14 protein-coding genes are annotated in these 15,249 nt (G+C 68.0%); 5 read left to right on the top strand and 9 right to left on the bottom strand.

Annotated features, from left to right (window positions below):
- Window positions 1-219: 219 nt before the first annotated feature.
- The 4 genes from ACQEVO_RS35655 to ACQEVO_RS35640 all read left to right on the top strand — a co-directional run bounded on the left by ACQEVO_RS35655 (window position 220) and on the right by ACQEVO_RS35640 (window position 6,299).
- Window positions 220-2,385 (top strand): amidase family protein, encoded by a 2,166-nt coding sequence (locus tag ACQEVO_RS35655; RefSeq protein WP_432922037.1) that lies wholly within the window; start codon window positions 220-222, stop codon window positions 2,383-2,385.
- Window positions 2,386-2,461: 76 nt separating this feature from the next.
- The gene (locus ACQEVO_RS35650) at window positions 2,462-3,814 is read left to right on the top strand and encodes a cytosine permease (protein ID WP_432922034.1); all 1,353 of its coding nucleotides are present in this window, start codon (window positions 2,462-2,464) and stop codon (window positions 3,812-3,814) included.
- Window positions 3,811-5,301 carry an amidase gene (locus ACQEVO_RS35645; protein WP_432922030.1) on the top strand — a complete coding sequence of 497 codons (1,491 nt, stop codon included), beginning with the start codon at window positions 3,811-3,813 and terminating at the stop codon, window positions 5,299-5,301. The genes ACQEVO_RS35650 and ACQEVO_RS35645 overlap by 4 nt, the downstream gene beginning before the upstream one ends.
- Window positions 5,298-6,299, top strand: a complete 1,002-nt coding sequence (locus ACQEVO_RS35640) for a formamidase (RefSeq protein ID WP_432922025.1) — start codon at window positions 5,298-5,300, stop codon at window positions 6,297-6,299. Before ACQEVO_RS35645 ends, ACQEVO_RS35640 begins: the two co-directional genes overlap by 4 nt.
- A 237-nt stretch (window positions 6,300-6,536) precedes the next feature.
- Here the strand turns inward: ACQEVO_RS35640 and ACQEVO_RS35635 are convergent, their stop codons facing one another.
- The 9 genes from ACQEVO_RS35635 to ACQEVO_RS35595 all read right to left on the bottom strand — a co-directional run bounded on the left by ACQEVO_RS35635 (window position 6,537) and on the right by ACQEVO_RS35595 (window position 14,594).
- Window positions 6,537-7,484, bottom strand: a complete 948-nt coding sequence (locus ACQEVO_RS35635) for an ABC transporter substrate-binding protein (RefSeq protein WP_432922023.1) — start codon at window positions 7,482-7,484, stop codon at window positions 6,537-6,539.
- Between the two features lie 25 nt (window positions 7,485-7,509).
- Window positions 7,510-8,217 carry a class II aldolase/adducin family protein gene (locus tag ACQEVO_RS35630; RefSeq protein WP_432922021.1) on the bottom strand — a complete coding sequence of 236 codons (708 nt, stop codon included), beginning with the start codon at window positions 8,215-8,217 and terminating at the stop codon, window positions 7,510-7,512.
- Window positions 8,218-8,227: 10 nt separating this feature from the next.
- Window positions 8,228-9,385 (bottom strand): LLM class flavin-dependent oxidoreductase, encoded by a 1,158-nt coding sequence (locus ACQEVO_RS35625; protein WP_432922018.1) that lies wholly within the window; start codon window positions 9,383-9,385, stop codon window positions 8,228-8,230.
- Window positions 9,382-10,428 (bottom strand): LLM class flavin-dependent oxidoreductase, encoded by a 1,047-nt coding sequence (locus tag ACQEVO_RS35620; protein ID WP_432922015.1) that lies wholly within the window; start codon window positions 10,426-10,428, stop codon window positions 9,382-9,384. Before ACQEVO_RS35620 ends, ACQEVO_RS35625 begins: the two co-directional genes overlap by 4 nt.
- Complete coding sequence (locus tag ACQEVO_RS35615) at window positions 10,425-11,465, bottom strand: ABC transporter substrate-binding protein (RefSeq protein ID WP_432922012.1); 1,041 nt, start codon at window positions 11,463-11,465, stop codon at window positions 10,425-10,427. Before ACQEVO_RS35615 ends, ACQEVO_RS35620 begins: the two co-directional genes overlap by 4 nt.
- Window positions 11,466-11,476: 11 nt before the next feature.
- Window positions 11,477-12,274 carry an ABC transporter ATP-binding protein gene (locus ACQEVO_RS35610; RefSeq protein ID WP_432922009.1) on the bottom strand — a complete coding sequence of 266 codons (798 nt, stop codon included), beginning with the start codon at window positions 12,272-12,274 and terminating at the stop codon, window positions 11,477-11,479.
- Window positions 12,271-13,134 carry an ABC transporter permease gene (locus ACQEVO_RS35605; RefSeq protein ID WP_432922006.1) on the bottom strand — a complete coding sequence of 288 codons (864 nt, stop codon included), beginning with the start codon at window positions 13,132-13,134 and terminating at the stop codon, window positions 12,271-12,273. Before ACQEVO_RS35605 ends, ACQEVO_RS35610 begins: the two co-directional genes overlap by 4 nt.
- A gap of 1 nt (window position 13,135) precedes the next feature.
- Complete coding sequence (locus ACQEVO_RS35600) at window positions 13,136-14,197, bottom strand: NrtA/SsuA/CpmA family ABC transporter substrate-binding protein (protein WP_432922002.1); 1,062 nt, start codon at window positions 14,195-14,197, stop codon at window positions 13,136-13,138.
- Window positions 14,198-14,468: 271 nt separating this feature from the next.
- Window positions 14,469-14,594 (bottom strand): hypothetical protein, encoded by a 126-nt coding sequence (locus tag ACQEVO_RS35595; RefSeq protein WP_432923427.1) that lies wholly within the window; start codon window positions 14,592-14,594, stop codon window positions 14,469-14,471.
- On the opposite strand from ACQEVO_RS35595, the gene ACQEVO_RS35590 reads away from it, so the two are divergent.
- Window positions 14,535-15,209, top strand: coding sequence for an IclR family transcriptional regulator (locus ACQEVO_RS35590; RefSeq protein WP_432923369.1), 675 nt, complete (start codon window positions 14,535-14,537; stop codon window positions 15,207-15,209). The two genes, ACQEVO_RS35595 and ACQEVO_RS35590, sit on opposite strands and share 60 nt — an antisense overlap.
- Window positions 15,210-15,249 lie beyond the last annotated feature (40 nt).

The raw sequence follows: 15,249 nt of genomic DNA, 5'->3' as shown, positions 1-15,249 counted from the left end.
AGTACGCGGCGACATGCCGTTCTGCCTGAGCGGCGACGTCGGCCGCGGCTGCTCGGGCGACGCGGCAACACCGAGTTCTCCTCTGACGCGCGGCATCTGTCCGCGGCACCCGCGGCTCGGTCATCGAGCTGTAACGCAAACCGAACAGTCGCGACATGGCGCCCCGCCAAACTTCCCAGAGTGTGATCACGACGGGATGTGAAGGTGAGGTGATATCACATGACCGTCGATTCGTCGGAACGGACAATGGCGGAATCGGTGTATCAGCAGGTCCGCCGCCGGATTCTCGAAGGGCGCATCAAGCCCGGGACCCGGATTTCCATCCGGTCGCTGGCACAGTCGGCCGGAGTCTCGACCATGCCGACCCGGGAAGCGTTGAAGCGCCTGCAATTCGAAGGGCTGGTCGCGTTCGATCGGCGGGCGGTCACGGTGACGGCACTCGATGCGGACGAGATCCGTCAGCTGTTCGCCATCAGACTGACACTGGAATTACTCGCCACCGAGTGGGCGCTGATCCGTCTCGACGACAACGGCATTGCCGCGATGCGCACGGTCCTCGACGAGATGGGCGACCCCGGCATCGCACCGGATCTATGGCGGGAACTCAATCGCAAGTTCCATCAGACTTTGTACGGCCACGCCCAGAGCCGGTACCTCATCGAACTGATCCACAACATCTGGGACCGAATCCAGCCGTACATGGCGATCTACGCCACGGCGCCGCACAACCTGGACGACGCGCGGCAGGACCACGAACACATGTTCCGGCTGATGGTCGACCGGAAACTCGATGAGCTTCTCGACGCCACCCGGCATCACATCGAAACAACCGCGGAGGCCATCGTCGGCGCACTCGGCGCCCCCCGCGAACCGGAAAACGAGACCACCACGAACTACGAAGAACTGTCTGTCGACTCGTACCACCGCATGGTCGAGCGCGGCGAGACGACCAGCGCGGAACTCACCGGCTGGTACCTGAGGAGGATCGACGATATCGACTCGGCCGGCAATCCGGACGGCCTCCAGCTCAACTCGGTGGTGACGGTCAACCCGGCGGCCCTCCGAGAGGCCGCGCGTCTGGACGAGCAGTACGCACGCACGGGCAAGCTCGCCGGACCGCTCCACGGTGTTCCGGTCCTGGTCAAGGACCAAGGGGAAACACGCGGTATACCGACATCGTTCGGGTCCGAAGTATTCGCCGATTACGTCCCCGACGTCGATGCCGCGGTCGTGCGACGGCTCCGGGACGCGGGCGCGGTCATCCTGGGCAAGACCGCCATGTGTGATTTCGCCGCGGGCTGGTTTTCCTTCTCCTCGCGGACCGGCCACACCAAGAACCCCTATGACACCGACCGGGAGGCAGGAGGTTCGAGCGCCGGGACGGCGGCGGCGGTGACCGCGAACCTGTGCCTCGTCGGTATCGGCGAGGACACCGGCGGATCGATCCGGCTACCGGCCTCCTTCACCAACCTTTTCGGCCTGCGAGTCACGACCGGGCTCATTCCCCGCACCGGCTTCTCGCCGTTACTGCACTTCCAGGACACGCCCGGGCCGATGGCACGTACGGTCACCGACCTGGCAGCGGTCCTCGACGTCATCGCCGGGTACGACGCCACCGACCCGTACACCGGTATCGCGACAACCGACCCCGACGTCGGAAACTATGCCGCCGCGCTCGACGAGGTGAACGCGGACGCGCTGCGTACCTTCCGGATCGGAGTGCTCGCGGACGCATTCGGTGCGGGAGCCGATCAGGAGATGACGAACGCCGTCGTGCGGTCGGCGATCGACCGGCTCGGCCGGCTCGGCACCGAAGTGATCGACGGACTGCGTCTCGGGAACCTGGATTCGTGGATCGAGCAGACCTCCCTCTACACCCGCTGTTCCAAGAAGGACATCAACGAGTTCTTGGCACAGCGCCCCGGCGCACCCGCCGGATCGGTGGAGGAAATCGTCGCGGCCGGACGTTTCCACCCGCTCACCGATCTGTTCGGCGACCTCGTCTCCGGCCCGGACGATCCCGGTGACGACCCCGCCTACCTGCGCGGACGCTTGCGTCAGGAGGAATGGCGACGCACCCTCGTCGCGATGATGGCCCAGGCGGGCGTCGACTTCCTGGTCTATCCCACGGTTCAGGTCCCGGCCCCCACGCGCGCCGAACTGGAGGCGAAACGCTGGACCGCCCTGGACTTTCCGACGAACACCGTGATCGCCTCCCAGACCTCGCTGCCGGCGATGAGCATCCCGGCCGGCTTCACCGAGACAGGGCTGCCGGTCGGACTGGAGGTCCTGGGCCGGCCGCTGTCGGAGCTCGCATTGCTGCGCTTCGCGCGGGCGTGGGAGCTGGCAGCGAACCCGCGACGGCCACCTGCGCCGACCCCCTGAACTACCGATCGACCACCGATTCGCCACGTCAACGGTGACCTGCGCGCACAACCCTTTTCGAAAAGGACGGACAATCATGACTACGCGCACCCAAGCACCACCCGCCGTGGACACCGGCAAACACAGTGGGCTCGAAGAAGAATTCGAGAACGAACCCGTCCCCGCAGCACACCGGCGATCGGTGTTCTCGGTCTCGGCGGTGTGGTTCGGCTTCCCGATGGTCCTCACCTCCGCGATCTTCGGCGGAACCATCGCTTACGGCCTGGGCTTCTGGAAGGGAGTCCTGTCCATCCTGATCGGCAATCTCGTCCTGTTCGCCTACGTCGGCGCGCTGTCCTACCTCGCGGGCACCACCGGCAAGAACTTCGCGCTCAGCGCGGCCGAAACCTTCGGGCGTAACGGGGCGAAGATCGTGGCGGGATTCCTGTCGACCGTCGTGATCGGCTGGTTCGCCTTCCAGACGGGACTGACCGGAGCGACGCTGGAGACCTCGCTCGGCTGGAATGCCACCCTGCTCGCCCTGCTCGCCGGGCTCCTGTACATCGGCATCACCTTCATCGGTATCCGGGCGCTGACCGTCATCGGTCTCGTCGCGGCGCCGTTGTTCATCGCTCTCGGCATCGTCGCCGTAGTGATCGCGACGCGTTCCGACGGCCTCGGCGCGATCACCTCCTATCAGGGTGCCAGCGATGCGACGGTGCTCTCGATCGGCGCGGCGATCTCGATCGTCGTCGCCGGATTCGTCGACTCCGGCACGATGACCGCCGACTTCACCCGCTGGTCCCGCAACGGTAAGGAAGCCGTCGTCGCCACCTTCAGTGCCTTCCCCGTCGCGAACGCGATCGCCATGATCGTCGGCGCGATCGTCGTGGCCGCCGGCGCCGCGGTGAATCCGGCCGCGAACGGCGGTGATTTCCTGCCGATTCTCACCGATCACGGCACGTTGCTGACCGTCCTCGCGGTGGTCTTCGTCTTCGTCAATCTCGGCTCGGTCTGCGCCCACTGCCTATACAACGGCGCGGTCGGGTGGAGCCAGCTCACCGGCTCGAAAATGCGACTGCTGACCGTCATCCTCGGCGCCGTCGGCGTGGTGATCGCACTCGCCGGGGTGTGGAGCCATTTCAGCACCTGGCTCAACCTGCTCGGGATCTTCGTACCCTCGATCGGCGCCGTCCTCATCGTCGATCAGCTGATCACCCGGCGCGCGGCCGCCCGCACGATCACCGGCTTCCGTATCCAGCCGTTCGCGGCCTGGATCATCGGCGCCGCCTGCGCCTACGCGGTGCACCACTGGGCGCCGCAACTCAGCGAAGCCATCGTCGGAATGGTTTGCGCGGCCGTCGCCTATCTCGTCGTCGAAGCAGTGGTACCGGAACGGACCGGCCGCACCGCAGAGCCCGTCCCGGCCGAAATCGAGGTGGCGCAATGACACTCGCATCCGATCCCGTGGAGACCGAGGCTTCCGCGGTCGAAATCGCCGCGTTGATCCGCAGCGGGCGGGTCACGGCTGCCGAGGTCGTCGACAGTGCGCTCGCCCGGGTCGACGCCCTCGACGACAGCCTGCACGCTTTCGTCGAACGCACCGATACCCTGGCGCGGGCGCAGGCGGCCGAGGTGGATGCCGCTTTCGCCCGCGGCGAGGATCCGGGACCGCTGGCGGGTGTGCCGATCGCGATCAAGGATCTGATCGCCACGGCCGGCGTACCCACGCGCAACGGGTCGGTCGTCTACGGGGACTGGATTCCCGACGAAGACGATATCGTCGTCGAGCGGGTCAAGAACGCCGGTGCGGTGATCCTCGGCAAGACGACGGTTCCCGAGTTCGGTTACAGCGCGGCCGGTCACAGTCCGGTGTCGCCGCCGGCCCGCAATCCGTGGAACCCGGAACTGACGCCCGGTGGATCGTCGGCGGGATCCGCGGTGGCGGTCGCGACCGGTATGTCGCCGCTCGCGCTCGGCAGCGACGGCGGCGGGTCGGTCCGAATTCCCGCGTCGCTGTGCGGGTTGGTCGGGTTCAAGGCCTCGATGGGCCGGGTTCCGCTGTACCCGGGGTGCCGGGACGAGCGATTCCCCGGTATGTCGAGCTGGGAGACCATCGAGCACATCGGTCCGATGACGCGCACGGTCGCGGATACGGCACTGCTCATGTCGGTGCTCGCGGGCCCGGATCCGCGCGACCGGCATTCACTACCCGCCGGCGACGTCGACTGGCTCGCAGCGGTTGCCGAGGAGCCGGCCCGGGATCTGACCGGCAAGACAATCGCCTATTCGGCAGACCTCGGTTATCTGCCGGTGGATCCGCAGGTCCGTGCGACTGTCGCGGCGGCGGTCGAAACGTTCGAGAAACTGGGAGCGACGGTGGTCGAGGCCGACCCCGGCATCGACGACGCACGGCCTTATATCTGGCCGATCGTCATGGCCGACAGCGACCTCGTGGGCATGCGCGGGCTCGTGGCACAACATCGGGACCGGATGTCACCGCACCTGGTCGAGCTGATCGAACGCCGCTGGACAGCCGAAGAATTCACCACCGCGCAGATGATGCGCAAACGGGTTGTCAATCAGATGTGGCGGTTCATGCGGAACTACGACCTGCTCGTCACGCCGAGCCTGGCTGTACCCGCGTTTCCGATCGGCATCCAGGGGCCCGAACTGATCGACGGCCGGATGGTGGATTCCGGCAGCTGGCTGGGTTTCCTGAACATCTTCAACTGGACCGGTCAACCGGCGATATCGGTTCCCGCGGGATTCACCACCGGCGGATTGCCGGTCGGACTGCAGATCGTCGGGCCGCACCTGGGCGACGGCGACGTACTGGCGGCGGCCGCGCTTTTCGAGCGGGAACGGCCGTGGCACTACCGGTGGCCCGGATCACCGGCGGCCGGCGGAACGCGAAAGGAGTCGTTCGCCCGATGACCGGACTCGACGGACTCAACCCGACACCGGGTGCGCTGGTCCTGGGCTTGGTCCAGGCACAGGTACCCACCATCCGCGAACCCGGCGATCTGAAAGCGACCGCCGAACGGCTGGCGGGCATCGTGCGGGGCGCAAAGAAAGGTATGCCCACCATCGATCTGGTGGTCATGCCGGAGTACAGCATCAACGGGCTGGACCCGCAGACCTGGCTCGACAACACGCTGCTGTGCGACCGGGACGGACCGGAGATGGCGGTACTGGCCGGCGCCTGCCGCGAGGCCGGGGTGTGGGGCTGTTTCTCGATCATGGAACGCAATCCGGGCGGGGCGCCCTGGAACAGCGGGATCATCATCGACGACACCGGCCGCGAACGCCTGTACTACCGCAAGATGCACCCCTGGGTCCCCGCGGAACCGTGGGCTCCGGGCGACCTCGGCATCCCCGTCTGCGACGGGCCGTCCGGGGCCAAACTCGCACTGATCATCTGCCACGACGGCATGCTGCCCGAGATGGCGCGGGAGGCCGCCTACAAGGGCGCGAACGTCATTCTGCGCACTGCGGGCTACACCTACCCGATCCGGCAGGCCTGGCAGATCACCAACCAGGCGAACGCCTTCCAAAACCTGGCCTACACCGCTTCGGTGGCGCTGGCGGGACCGGACGGGAACAACATCTGGTCGCAGGGCGAGGCGATGGTCTGCGATATCGACGGCACCGTTCTGGTACAGGGCGACGGGACGCCGGACCGGGTCGTCACCGCGGAGGTCGTCCCGGCCCGCGCGGACCAGGCGCGGCTGACCTGGGGAGTCGAGAACAACATCTACCAACTCGGGCACCGCGGATACTCGGCCGTCGAGGGCGGGGCGCGGGACTGCCCGTACACCTTCATGCAAGACCTGGTGAACGGCACCTACCGGGTGCCGTGGGAATCCGGGGTCCACCATGTGGACGGGACGGGAGCGGGCTGGGGTCCTCCGGTCGAAGTGCGTGCGCGATGACCGGATAGGGGAACGCCCGTCCGGCGATCAGCTCGGCGGTGACCACAGCACTGGCCGCACGTTCCTGCAAGGGCCTGCTGGGGATACACCTCGACGTGGCACGGGTGTCACGCGGCCCACTACCCCGGCCCCCTCATCAGGCCGGGGTATGTCGCCGTCGCCACCGTGCCGGCCGACCTGCACCGAGCCTGGCGACAGTTCCGCCGGGACGGCGATCCGGCGGCGACGCGCCCGCGCTCAGACCGCGGTGACCGAACGGCGTGCGTCGACGACCTCGCCGATCCACGGCAGGACCGCGTCACGGACCTCGACTTTCCGGGGCAGCAGACCGTTGGCGTGCAACAGGTCCGCGGACCGCTGCTGTTCGTCGAGGAACTCGTCGGTGACCGAGCCGAGACCGAAGGGGCGGCCGCGTAACGCCGCCTCCCAGCGATCGAGATCCGCGGTGCCGCCGCGCCGTTCGGCGTCCTCGACGAAGAACCGCGCCGCCGCGCGCGGGTCGGCGACGATCCGGGCATCCGATTCCTGCAGCGCCGTGATGATCGCTTCGAGCTCGGGGCGATGATTCTCGGCGAACTCGCGCCGGACGAACCACAGCGACGGGTGGCTGAAAAGTCCGTCGGTGTCGACGAGCGTATGCACCTGCGCGGTGGCCTCGACCTCGCCCAGGGCCGGGTAGGCACCGACCCACGCGTCCAGATCGCCACGCAGCAGTGCCGCCCCACCGTCGTTCACGTCGATATCGACCGGCACGATATCGGACCAGCTCAGCCCCGCACGGTCGAGCGCGAGCAGCGCCAGCGTGGTCTGCCACGAACCGTGCGCGATCCCCACCCGTTTACCGCGCAGATCGGCGACAGTGCGGATTCCGGAGTCCGCGAGGCCGACCAGCCGCCCGTTCTCGACGCGGGGCCCGGAGATCCCGACATACACCAGATCGCGTCCCTGCCCCAGGCCGGTGATCGGCGGGGTGAACCCGGTGCCGATGAAGTCGTAGCCGCCTGCGGTGAACAACCAGTCCGAATGCAGGGTCGGCAGCCCGGCGCGGGGATCGACCCGAGGCGACGCCGGTAGCTCGCGCAGGTCCACCCACTCGACGTCGGAAAGGTGGCGTTCGAGCAGGCCGTTGTGGCGCAGCACGAATAGCGAGTTGTTGTTCGGGAAGTAACCGATACGAATGGTCATGGAACAGCTCCTTTTCGGCGGTATGTCAGACGAGACCGCGGCGGCGGGCTTCGTCGAGCAGTCCACTGCGACCCCACTGCGCCACGAGGTTCGTCGGATCGAAATCGACCGAACCGCCGACGAGTTCACCGAGCGCCTGGTATTGGGCACCCTCTTCGAGCAGGACCACGAATTTGGCGAGGTCGAGCAGTCCGGAGCGGCCGATCACATTGACGCCGCCGTTGGCTTCGAAGATGGCGGCGAGGTCCGGGTCGTCGGCCAGCCGGTCCAGGATGAAATCGCCGGGGGCCTGGCTGCGGTCGATATGCGCGGGGATATCCCGGGACAGCGTCAGGCGCTGCGAGGCCGCGTATTTGATGCGCAGCGTGCGGTGGGTCTGGGCCCACCCGCCCAGCCACGGCGTGTGCACGTGGACGATCGAGGTGATCTCGGGGTGCTTGCGGAACACCCCGGCGTAACCGGTGACGAATCCGGCCGGGCCGTTGCCGGCCAGTACCTCGCCGTCGAACGTCGCGAGGATCGGCTTCGCGCTCCGGTCCTCGGCCCAGGGACCGGGCTCGTTGAGCGCCACGGCCAGTTCCTCGCCGGGTACCCGCTCGACGAAGTTCACGGTGCCGTTGGCGGATACGGTCCCGGTCTCGCGGAATACGCGGAACGCGGTATCGGCGGCGCGGCGCGCGTCGTCGACGAACGCCTCGACCGCGGGGCTCACGCGGGTTTCGGTGCCGGTCATGATCATTCTCCTATCGGGTGGACAGCGAGCGGACCTGAGTGGGAGTGGTGCGCCGCAGCAGCGGCAGCACTTCTTCGCCCACGCGGTAGGCCTCTTCGAGGTGGGGGTTGCCGGCGAGGATGAACGCGTCCACGCCGAGGTCGATCAGTTGGTCGAGGCGTTCGGCGGTCTGCTCGTAGCTGCCCACGATGCCGAACGCCGGGCCGCCGCGGATGAGGCTGAACCCGCACCAGATGTTGGGTTGAACTTCCAGGTCGCGGTACCCGGTGATGCGTTCCGGCACCCACCCTTTGATCCGGGCGGCGCCGACGGAATCGCCCTGGGCGGCCCGGTCGGCGGCCGCGCGGTCGACGAACGCCCAGCCCTTCTCGATCTCCGCCCATGCGGCCTCTTCGGTATGCCGGGCGACGATATCGATGCGGACCGCGAACTTCGGGACACGGCCCGACTTCTCCGAGTGAGCCCGGACTCCGTCGAACTTGGCCCGCAGGTCCGCGAACGGTTCGAGCCAGGACAGGTAGTAGTCGGAATGTCTGCCCGCGGCGTCCACGGCGGCGCCGGACGACCCGGAGAAGTACACCTCGGGGAACGGCTGGCCGGTCAACAACGGTGGCAGCGCCGCGCCCTCGGTCCGGAAGAACCGCCCGTCGTAGTCGAACGGCGTGCCGTCCCATACGCCACGCAACACGTCGAGGAATTCCGAGGTCCGCGCATAGCGATCGTCGTGCGCCACCTTGTCGCCCCACCACAGCTGCGGTGCGCCACCGCCGCCGCTGATGATGTTGTAGACCAGGCGTCCCCCGGTGGCCCGCTGCAGGCTCGCCGACATCCGGGCAGCCTGGACCGGATGCAGGAACCCGGGCTGGAAAGCCACCATGAAGCGGTAGGTATCGCTTTCCCGGGCGAGCGCGGACGCGGTGGCCCACGGGTCCTCGGTGATCGGGAAGGAGGGCAACAGCCCACCGACGAATCCGGCGGACTCCGAGGCCTTCACCACCGCGGCCATATGGTCGATATAGCTGTATCCGTCCAACCGGCCGCCGCGGATCGCGGGCGCGATATTGCCGGGCCCGTGGCCGCCGGCATGCCCGCGGTTGTAGCGCCGCGGGGTGCGTAGCGATGCATGGTCGCCTTCCATGCCGATACGCCAGTAGAAGTCCGTGCTCACGCGAGGTTCTCCTGTCCTACGAGAGTGCGGCCGGCCGGGTCGGCGAGGTGCAGCAGATGCTCTCCGGTCCGGTGCAGTTCCTCGATATGCGGATGCCCGGTCAGTTCGAATACCTCGATACCGCGCGAGCGGTAGTCCGAAAGCGCCCGGGCCACCTGCTCGTAACTACCGACCAGGCCGACCGGCCGGGTGTAGCCGATCCGGTCGAACCCGGGCCAGCGGGCACCGTCGAGTGCGAGCGCCCGGACCTCGGTGTCACCGGCCTCCGGATGCACCTCGCGCCACTGGCGCAGGACACGCGCCCAGGCCTCGTCCTCGGTCTCCCGGGCGATGACCGGCAGCGCGAGTCCCGCGCGTACGGTCCGCCCGGACCTGCTCGCCGCCGCCCGCAAGGACGCCACCGCACCGTCGATACCGTCCGTGGTCTCGTCGAAGATGTGCACGTCGCCGTGCGCGGCCGAGAGTTCGATCACCTCGGGCGCATTGCCCGGCAGATGAACCCGGGGAAACGGCAGACCCGAGAGTATGCCCCGGAAGCCGCCGTCGACGACGTCGTAGTATTCGCCGGCGAACTCGAACCCGGTCCCGCCGAATCGTCCCGGCAGCACCTGCTCCTCGTTCCACACGCCGCGCGCGACGGTGAGGAATTCGGCTGCCCGCCGGTATCGATCGGTACCGGTGACCCGGTCACCGCGGGCCGCGGCGTCGGCGGCATCGGTATCGACGCGCAACCGCCAGTCGAGCCGGCCGTTCGAGAGCCGCTGCAGGGTTGCCGACAACTTGGCCGCGTACACGGGCGTCCCGAACGCGGGATGGAATTCGACGCCGACCCGCAGGTGCCGCGTCTGCCGCAGGGCCGAGCCGGCGACCACCCATGACTCCTCGCCCGCCGGGTCGTACGGGGCCACGACACCGTCGAGTCCGGACAGTTCGGCCGCGAGGACCACCTGATCGAGGAATTCGAATCCGTCGCGGTGGGCGGAGACGGCGCCGACATGACGGCCGTCGCCGCGCACCGGCAGTTCCCACAGGAACTCGGTCACGACAGCACCTCGCGTTCGGCGGCAAGCTTCGCGCTCGCCTCCTGTAGCGGCTCCGGCGCGACCCACGCGGCGAGGTCGAAGTCGGTGGCGAGGAAGCCGTGCGTGTAGAGGAACCGTTTCTGCACGTCGAGCAGTTCGATCCGCTCATCGGACAGGGTCGGATGCAGGCCGCGGTGGAAGGTGTCGCCGTAGGCGGCCTCGACTCCCGCCGCGCCGGAGAAGGTCTCCCGCGCCAGCACCGCGCGGACCTCGCCGAGGTTGTCCGCGGCCCAGTCCGCGGCCCGCAACGTCTGGGTGAGGAACCCGACCACCAAGTCGGGGCGTGACTCCAGCAGGTCCGCATGCACCGTGATCGGTCGCGGGGTGCCGTTGTTGACCCGCGACCGTTTCGATTCGGCGGCATCCAGATCCACCGCGGTCCGCAGACCGTGTTCGCGGGCGACCTCCTGCGCGCGGGCGCCCTTGACGTAGATCGCGTCGACGTCACCGGCCAGCAGCGCCTCCACCCCCCAGGTGGTGATTCTTCGACCGGTCGCGTTGTCGCCCCGTACCTGCGGGTCGCGTTCGACCGCGACCTCGACCGGCCGGACATCCGCGAGAGTGAGCCCACCGAGCGCGAGCGCGTTCGCGAACCCGTGCAAGGCCATCGCCCGGGGGAAACTGCGGGCCCCGTCCTGCGCCCAGGCGGGGACCGCGATCCGCAGGCCGGCCAGATCCTTCGGCCCGGAAGCCGGTGAATCGGGTGCCACCAGGATCGCTTGCGATTCGTCGATCCAGGTCAGGCCGATCAGCCGGGTGGGTGAACCCGCGGCCCGGGCGGCGAGTGCGGGCACATTGCCGCCCTCACGGATCAGGCCCAGCAGCCGATGGTCGAAATGTCGCGGCGCCAGTTCGGGACCGGCGTCCTGCAACACTCCCAGGCCGATCCCCGCCGCGGCGGCGGTTTCGCCCAGCCAGCCGAGACTGTGCGCCAAACCGCTGGCGGTGGGCACGGGGCAACGCGTGTACCAGAGTGTATCGAGGGCGGCAGCGGTCATCGCGTGCTCCTTCAGGGGGTCGTGGGGGTAGCTGTGCGGCCGACACCGAGTTCGGCCAGGAAAGCCGCGCGGTACCGCAATGACTCCGGATCGGTGCGGTCCCGGGGGCGGGCGAGGTCGATATCGGTATCGACGGCGAACCGGCCCTCGGTGAGGATCAGTACCCGGTCGGCCAGCCGGACCGCTTCGTCGACGTCGTGGGTCACCAGCAGCACTGCCGGCCGGTGCCGCGCGACGAGGTCGCCGACCAGATCCTGCATCTGCAACCGGGTCAGCGCGTCGAGTGCGGCGAACGGCTCGTCGAGCAGCAGCAGTTCCGGTTCGCGAACCAGCGCCCGGGCCAGCGCCACCCGCTGTGCCTCGCCACCCGACAGGGTCGCCGGCCACTGGCGTGCCTTGCCCTCGAGATTGACCTCGGCCAGCGCCCGGGTGGCGCGCTCCTTCGTCTCGGCGGTGCGGCGTTGGCCGATGGTGACATTGCCGAGCACCCGCTTCGACGGGATCAGCCGCGGCTCCTGGTACACGGTGGTCCGGCGCGGCGGGACGAGAATCTTTCCGCTGTCGGGCTTCTCGAGACCGGTCAGCAGCCGCAGCAGGGTCGTCTTCCCGGTTCCGGACGGCCCGAGCAGGACGACGAACTCGCCCCTGTGGATCTCCAGATCGATCCCGTCGAGCACGGTTTTGGCACCGAACTTCTTGTGCAGGCCGGTGATCGACACCGCGACCGGTGCGCCTGCTCTCCGCTCCGTCGCCGACGCGGGGCTCTGACTGCGGGTCGACAACGGCGGCAAGGGGGCTTCGGGGCTCATCGCGCCGCCACCTGCCCGCGCCACGGCATCGCGAACCGTTCGATGATGCGGACGACCCCATCGAAGATCAGGCCCAGTACCGCGTACAGCACCACGCAGAGCACCATGTAGTCGGTGCGGTTGTACTCCTGCGCGAGGGTCACCAGATATCCGATGCCTTCCCGGGTACCCACCTGCTCCGCCGCGATCAGGCCGGTGATCGCGATGGACAGGCAGATCCGCAAGGCCATCAGCACCCCGGGCAGGGCCGACGGGAGGATCACCTCGAACACCAGGCGCGGGCCGCGCGCGCCGAAACTCCGTGCCGCTTCGACCATCTTGCGATCGATATTGCGGACACCGAGATAGGTGTAGGCGTACATGGGGCCGACGGTGGCGAACGCGATCAACAGCACCTTGAACGTCTCGTCGATACCGAACCAGGCGATGAACAGGGGAACCAGCGCGAGGAACGGCACCGCCCGGTTGATCTGCATCGTGGAATCCACCAGTTCCTCACCGAGGCTGGACAAGCCGGAGAGGACACCGAGGATCAACCCGGTCACGACTCCGAACAGCACTCCGAGTGCGGCGCGATGGAACGAGGCGATCGAATAGTCGACGAGCTGCCCCGTCTCGTACAGTTCCGCGAAAGCCGTCCACACCTTCGGTGGCCCGGCCAGGATTTCCTCCGGAATCGCACCGGTGGCCGAGCCGATCCACCACACCGCGACGAGCAGTACGGGCACGAGAAAGCGCAACGGGATCGACACCCACCGCGGCCGGCGCCGGCCGGCCCGGTATCGCGGCACCTCGAGGCCGGGTTCCGCGCGGCGGTGCCCGGGACCGTCGTCCGCCCGCGGCGTCGTCACGATGGCCATATCATTTCCCCGTGGTCGGCGCGGGCGGGTTCCCCGCGGCGGCGAGTTTTTCTTCGAGCGGATAGAAGACGTCCGCCGCGGTGACGGCCCGGGTGATCACCCCGTTCTCGTAGAACAGATCCGCGACTCCCTGCAGGTCGGCCGCGTCCTCGGCGGTCGGGTAGTGCGGCACCGACGCCCGGCGGCCGAGGTCGATCGCACGCTCGAGCCGTTCCCCGGACAGCGCGCGCGGCCCCGCCTTCTCGAACACGTTCTCGAAATCCTCCGGGTCGGCCCGCTGGCGCTCGACCAGCTGCTGCAATGTCTCGAGGTACTTCGCGGCGACATCGGGTCGTTTCTCCAGCACCTCGGTGCGGAACGCGACGATCGTGTTGTCCGTCGAGCCGACACTGGCCTCGGTCGCGATTTCGACGGCCCCGCGGGCCTTGGCCTCCGCGTACGGATCGTTGAACGACGCCCACGCCTCGACCTGCCCGGTGGAGAAGGCCGAGGCGGCGTCCGATATCTGCAGCGGAACCCGTTCGACCTTGTCGACGGGAATCCCGGCCTGTTGCAACGCCTTCAGCGTGATGTATTCGCCCTTACCCGCCGGATTGACGGCGATCCGCTTACCGACGAGATCCTTGACCTCCCGGATACCGGAGTCCGGCGAGGCGATGATGCCGGCCTGATCCTGATCCACCGGGTCGGCGACCGCGACGATCCGCACGCCGACATCCTTCGAGAGCGCGCCGACCACCGGGCTGTAAGCGCCGCCGGAGACGTCGAGTTCGCCGGCATTGAACAATTTGAGGTTCGCGCTGAACGACGGCGGAGCGTTGACCCATTCGATCTTCGCGCCCAGTGGGGCCAGCGCTTCGTCGAAAGTGCCGTCTCGTTTGGCCACCGCGAGCGGCCCGGAGTTGCCCTCATCGGTGACCTTGAGGATGAAGGTGGGCCCGCCGCCCGCTCCGGACGTATCGGTGCCTTCGCCGCCGGAACCGCACGCGGCGGCAACCAACGCAACGACGGGAAGGATCGCGAGGGCGGCGCGCACTCGGGGTAGTCGGCGAGGGGGACGCATCGGGTCAGCTCCTGGTCGAGAGATGGCGGGGTACTCGAGGAAGCTATGCGGCATCCCGGGAGGTGCCCACCCTTACCTTTCCGTTGACCGGAAAGCTTGACGCGAGGTGTGAACGTGTGGTTCTTCGCAATAAGAGGCCGAACTAGCGAATATTTCGGCGGCGGCGGGCAGCGCCACGGCACCCCGGGTCCTGAATTTTCCACGATATGGAAAGAGGGGAACCGAATCGGTCACACCCCGTGCTAGCGTCCCCCCCGTGGAGCCCACGTCCTCAGCCCATGGCCAACTCCAGTCCGTCACTCGTGCGCTGTCCGTCCTCACGTGTTTCCGCGACGGCATAGACCTCGGCGTATCCGAGATCGCCCGGCGGCTGGACCTGCCGGTGAGCACAACTCATCGCCTGCTCTCCGCACTCGTCGAAGCAGGCTTCCTCGACAAATTGGACTCGCCCAGCCGGTACCGGCTGGGGACGGCTCTCGCCGAATACGGCCAGATCGCCTACCGGCAGCACCGCATCCACCTCGCCGAACCACACCTCGAGGAGCTCGCGACGATCACAGGGGCAAAAGCTTCCATCGCAACACGGCACGGCAACGATGCCGTGCTGCTCGGCACCAGCAGCTGGCGCGAAGCGGAGGGGCACGAACTACAAGGCCTACGCCTCCCCCTGCACGCGAGCGCACTCGGCAAGGTGCTCCTGGCCTGGGCGCCGACCAGCGACGACGAACTGACCCGGTTGCCGTACGACAGTGGCACCACCCGGTCGATCTCGGGGCCGGTGGAACTCGGCAAGGAACTCGCCCACACCCGGGAACGTGGCTACGCCTTCAACGACGAAGAACTCGTCGCCGGCTTCCGGACCATCGGCGTACCGATAGGCGATCAGCCGGGACAGGTCCGGTTCGCCCTCGGGCTACGCGGGCCGGTCGAGCTGATGATCGACGAACGGGTCCCGTTCTTCATCGACCTCGCGAAGGTCACCGCCCGCAAGATCGCGGACGTGCTCCGGTGAGAACCGCATCCTGCTTGCGATTCACTCGCCCGCGCTGAGC

The sequence above is a fragment of the Nocardia sp. CA-290969 genome (assembly GCF_050936135.1).
GTDB lineage: Bacteria > Actinomycetota > Actinomycetes > Mycobacteriales > Mycobacteriaceae > Nocardia.
Note: the sequence above shows the minus strand (reverse complement) of the source record. Positions and strands in the feature narration are given on the sequence as shown.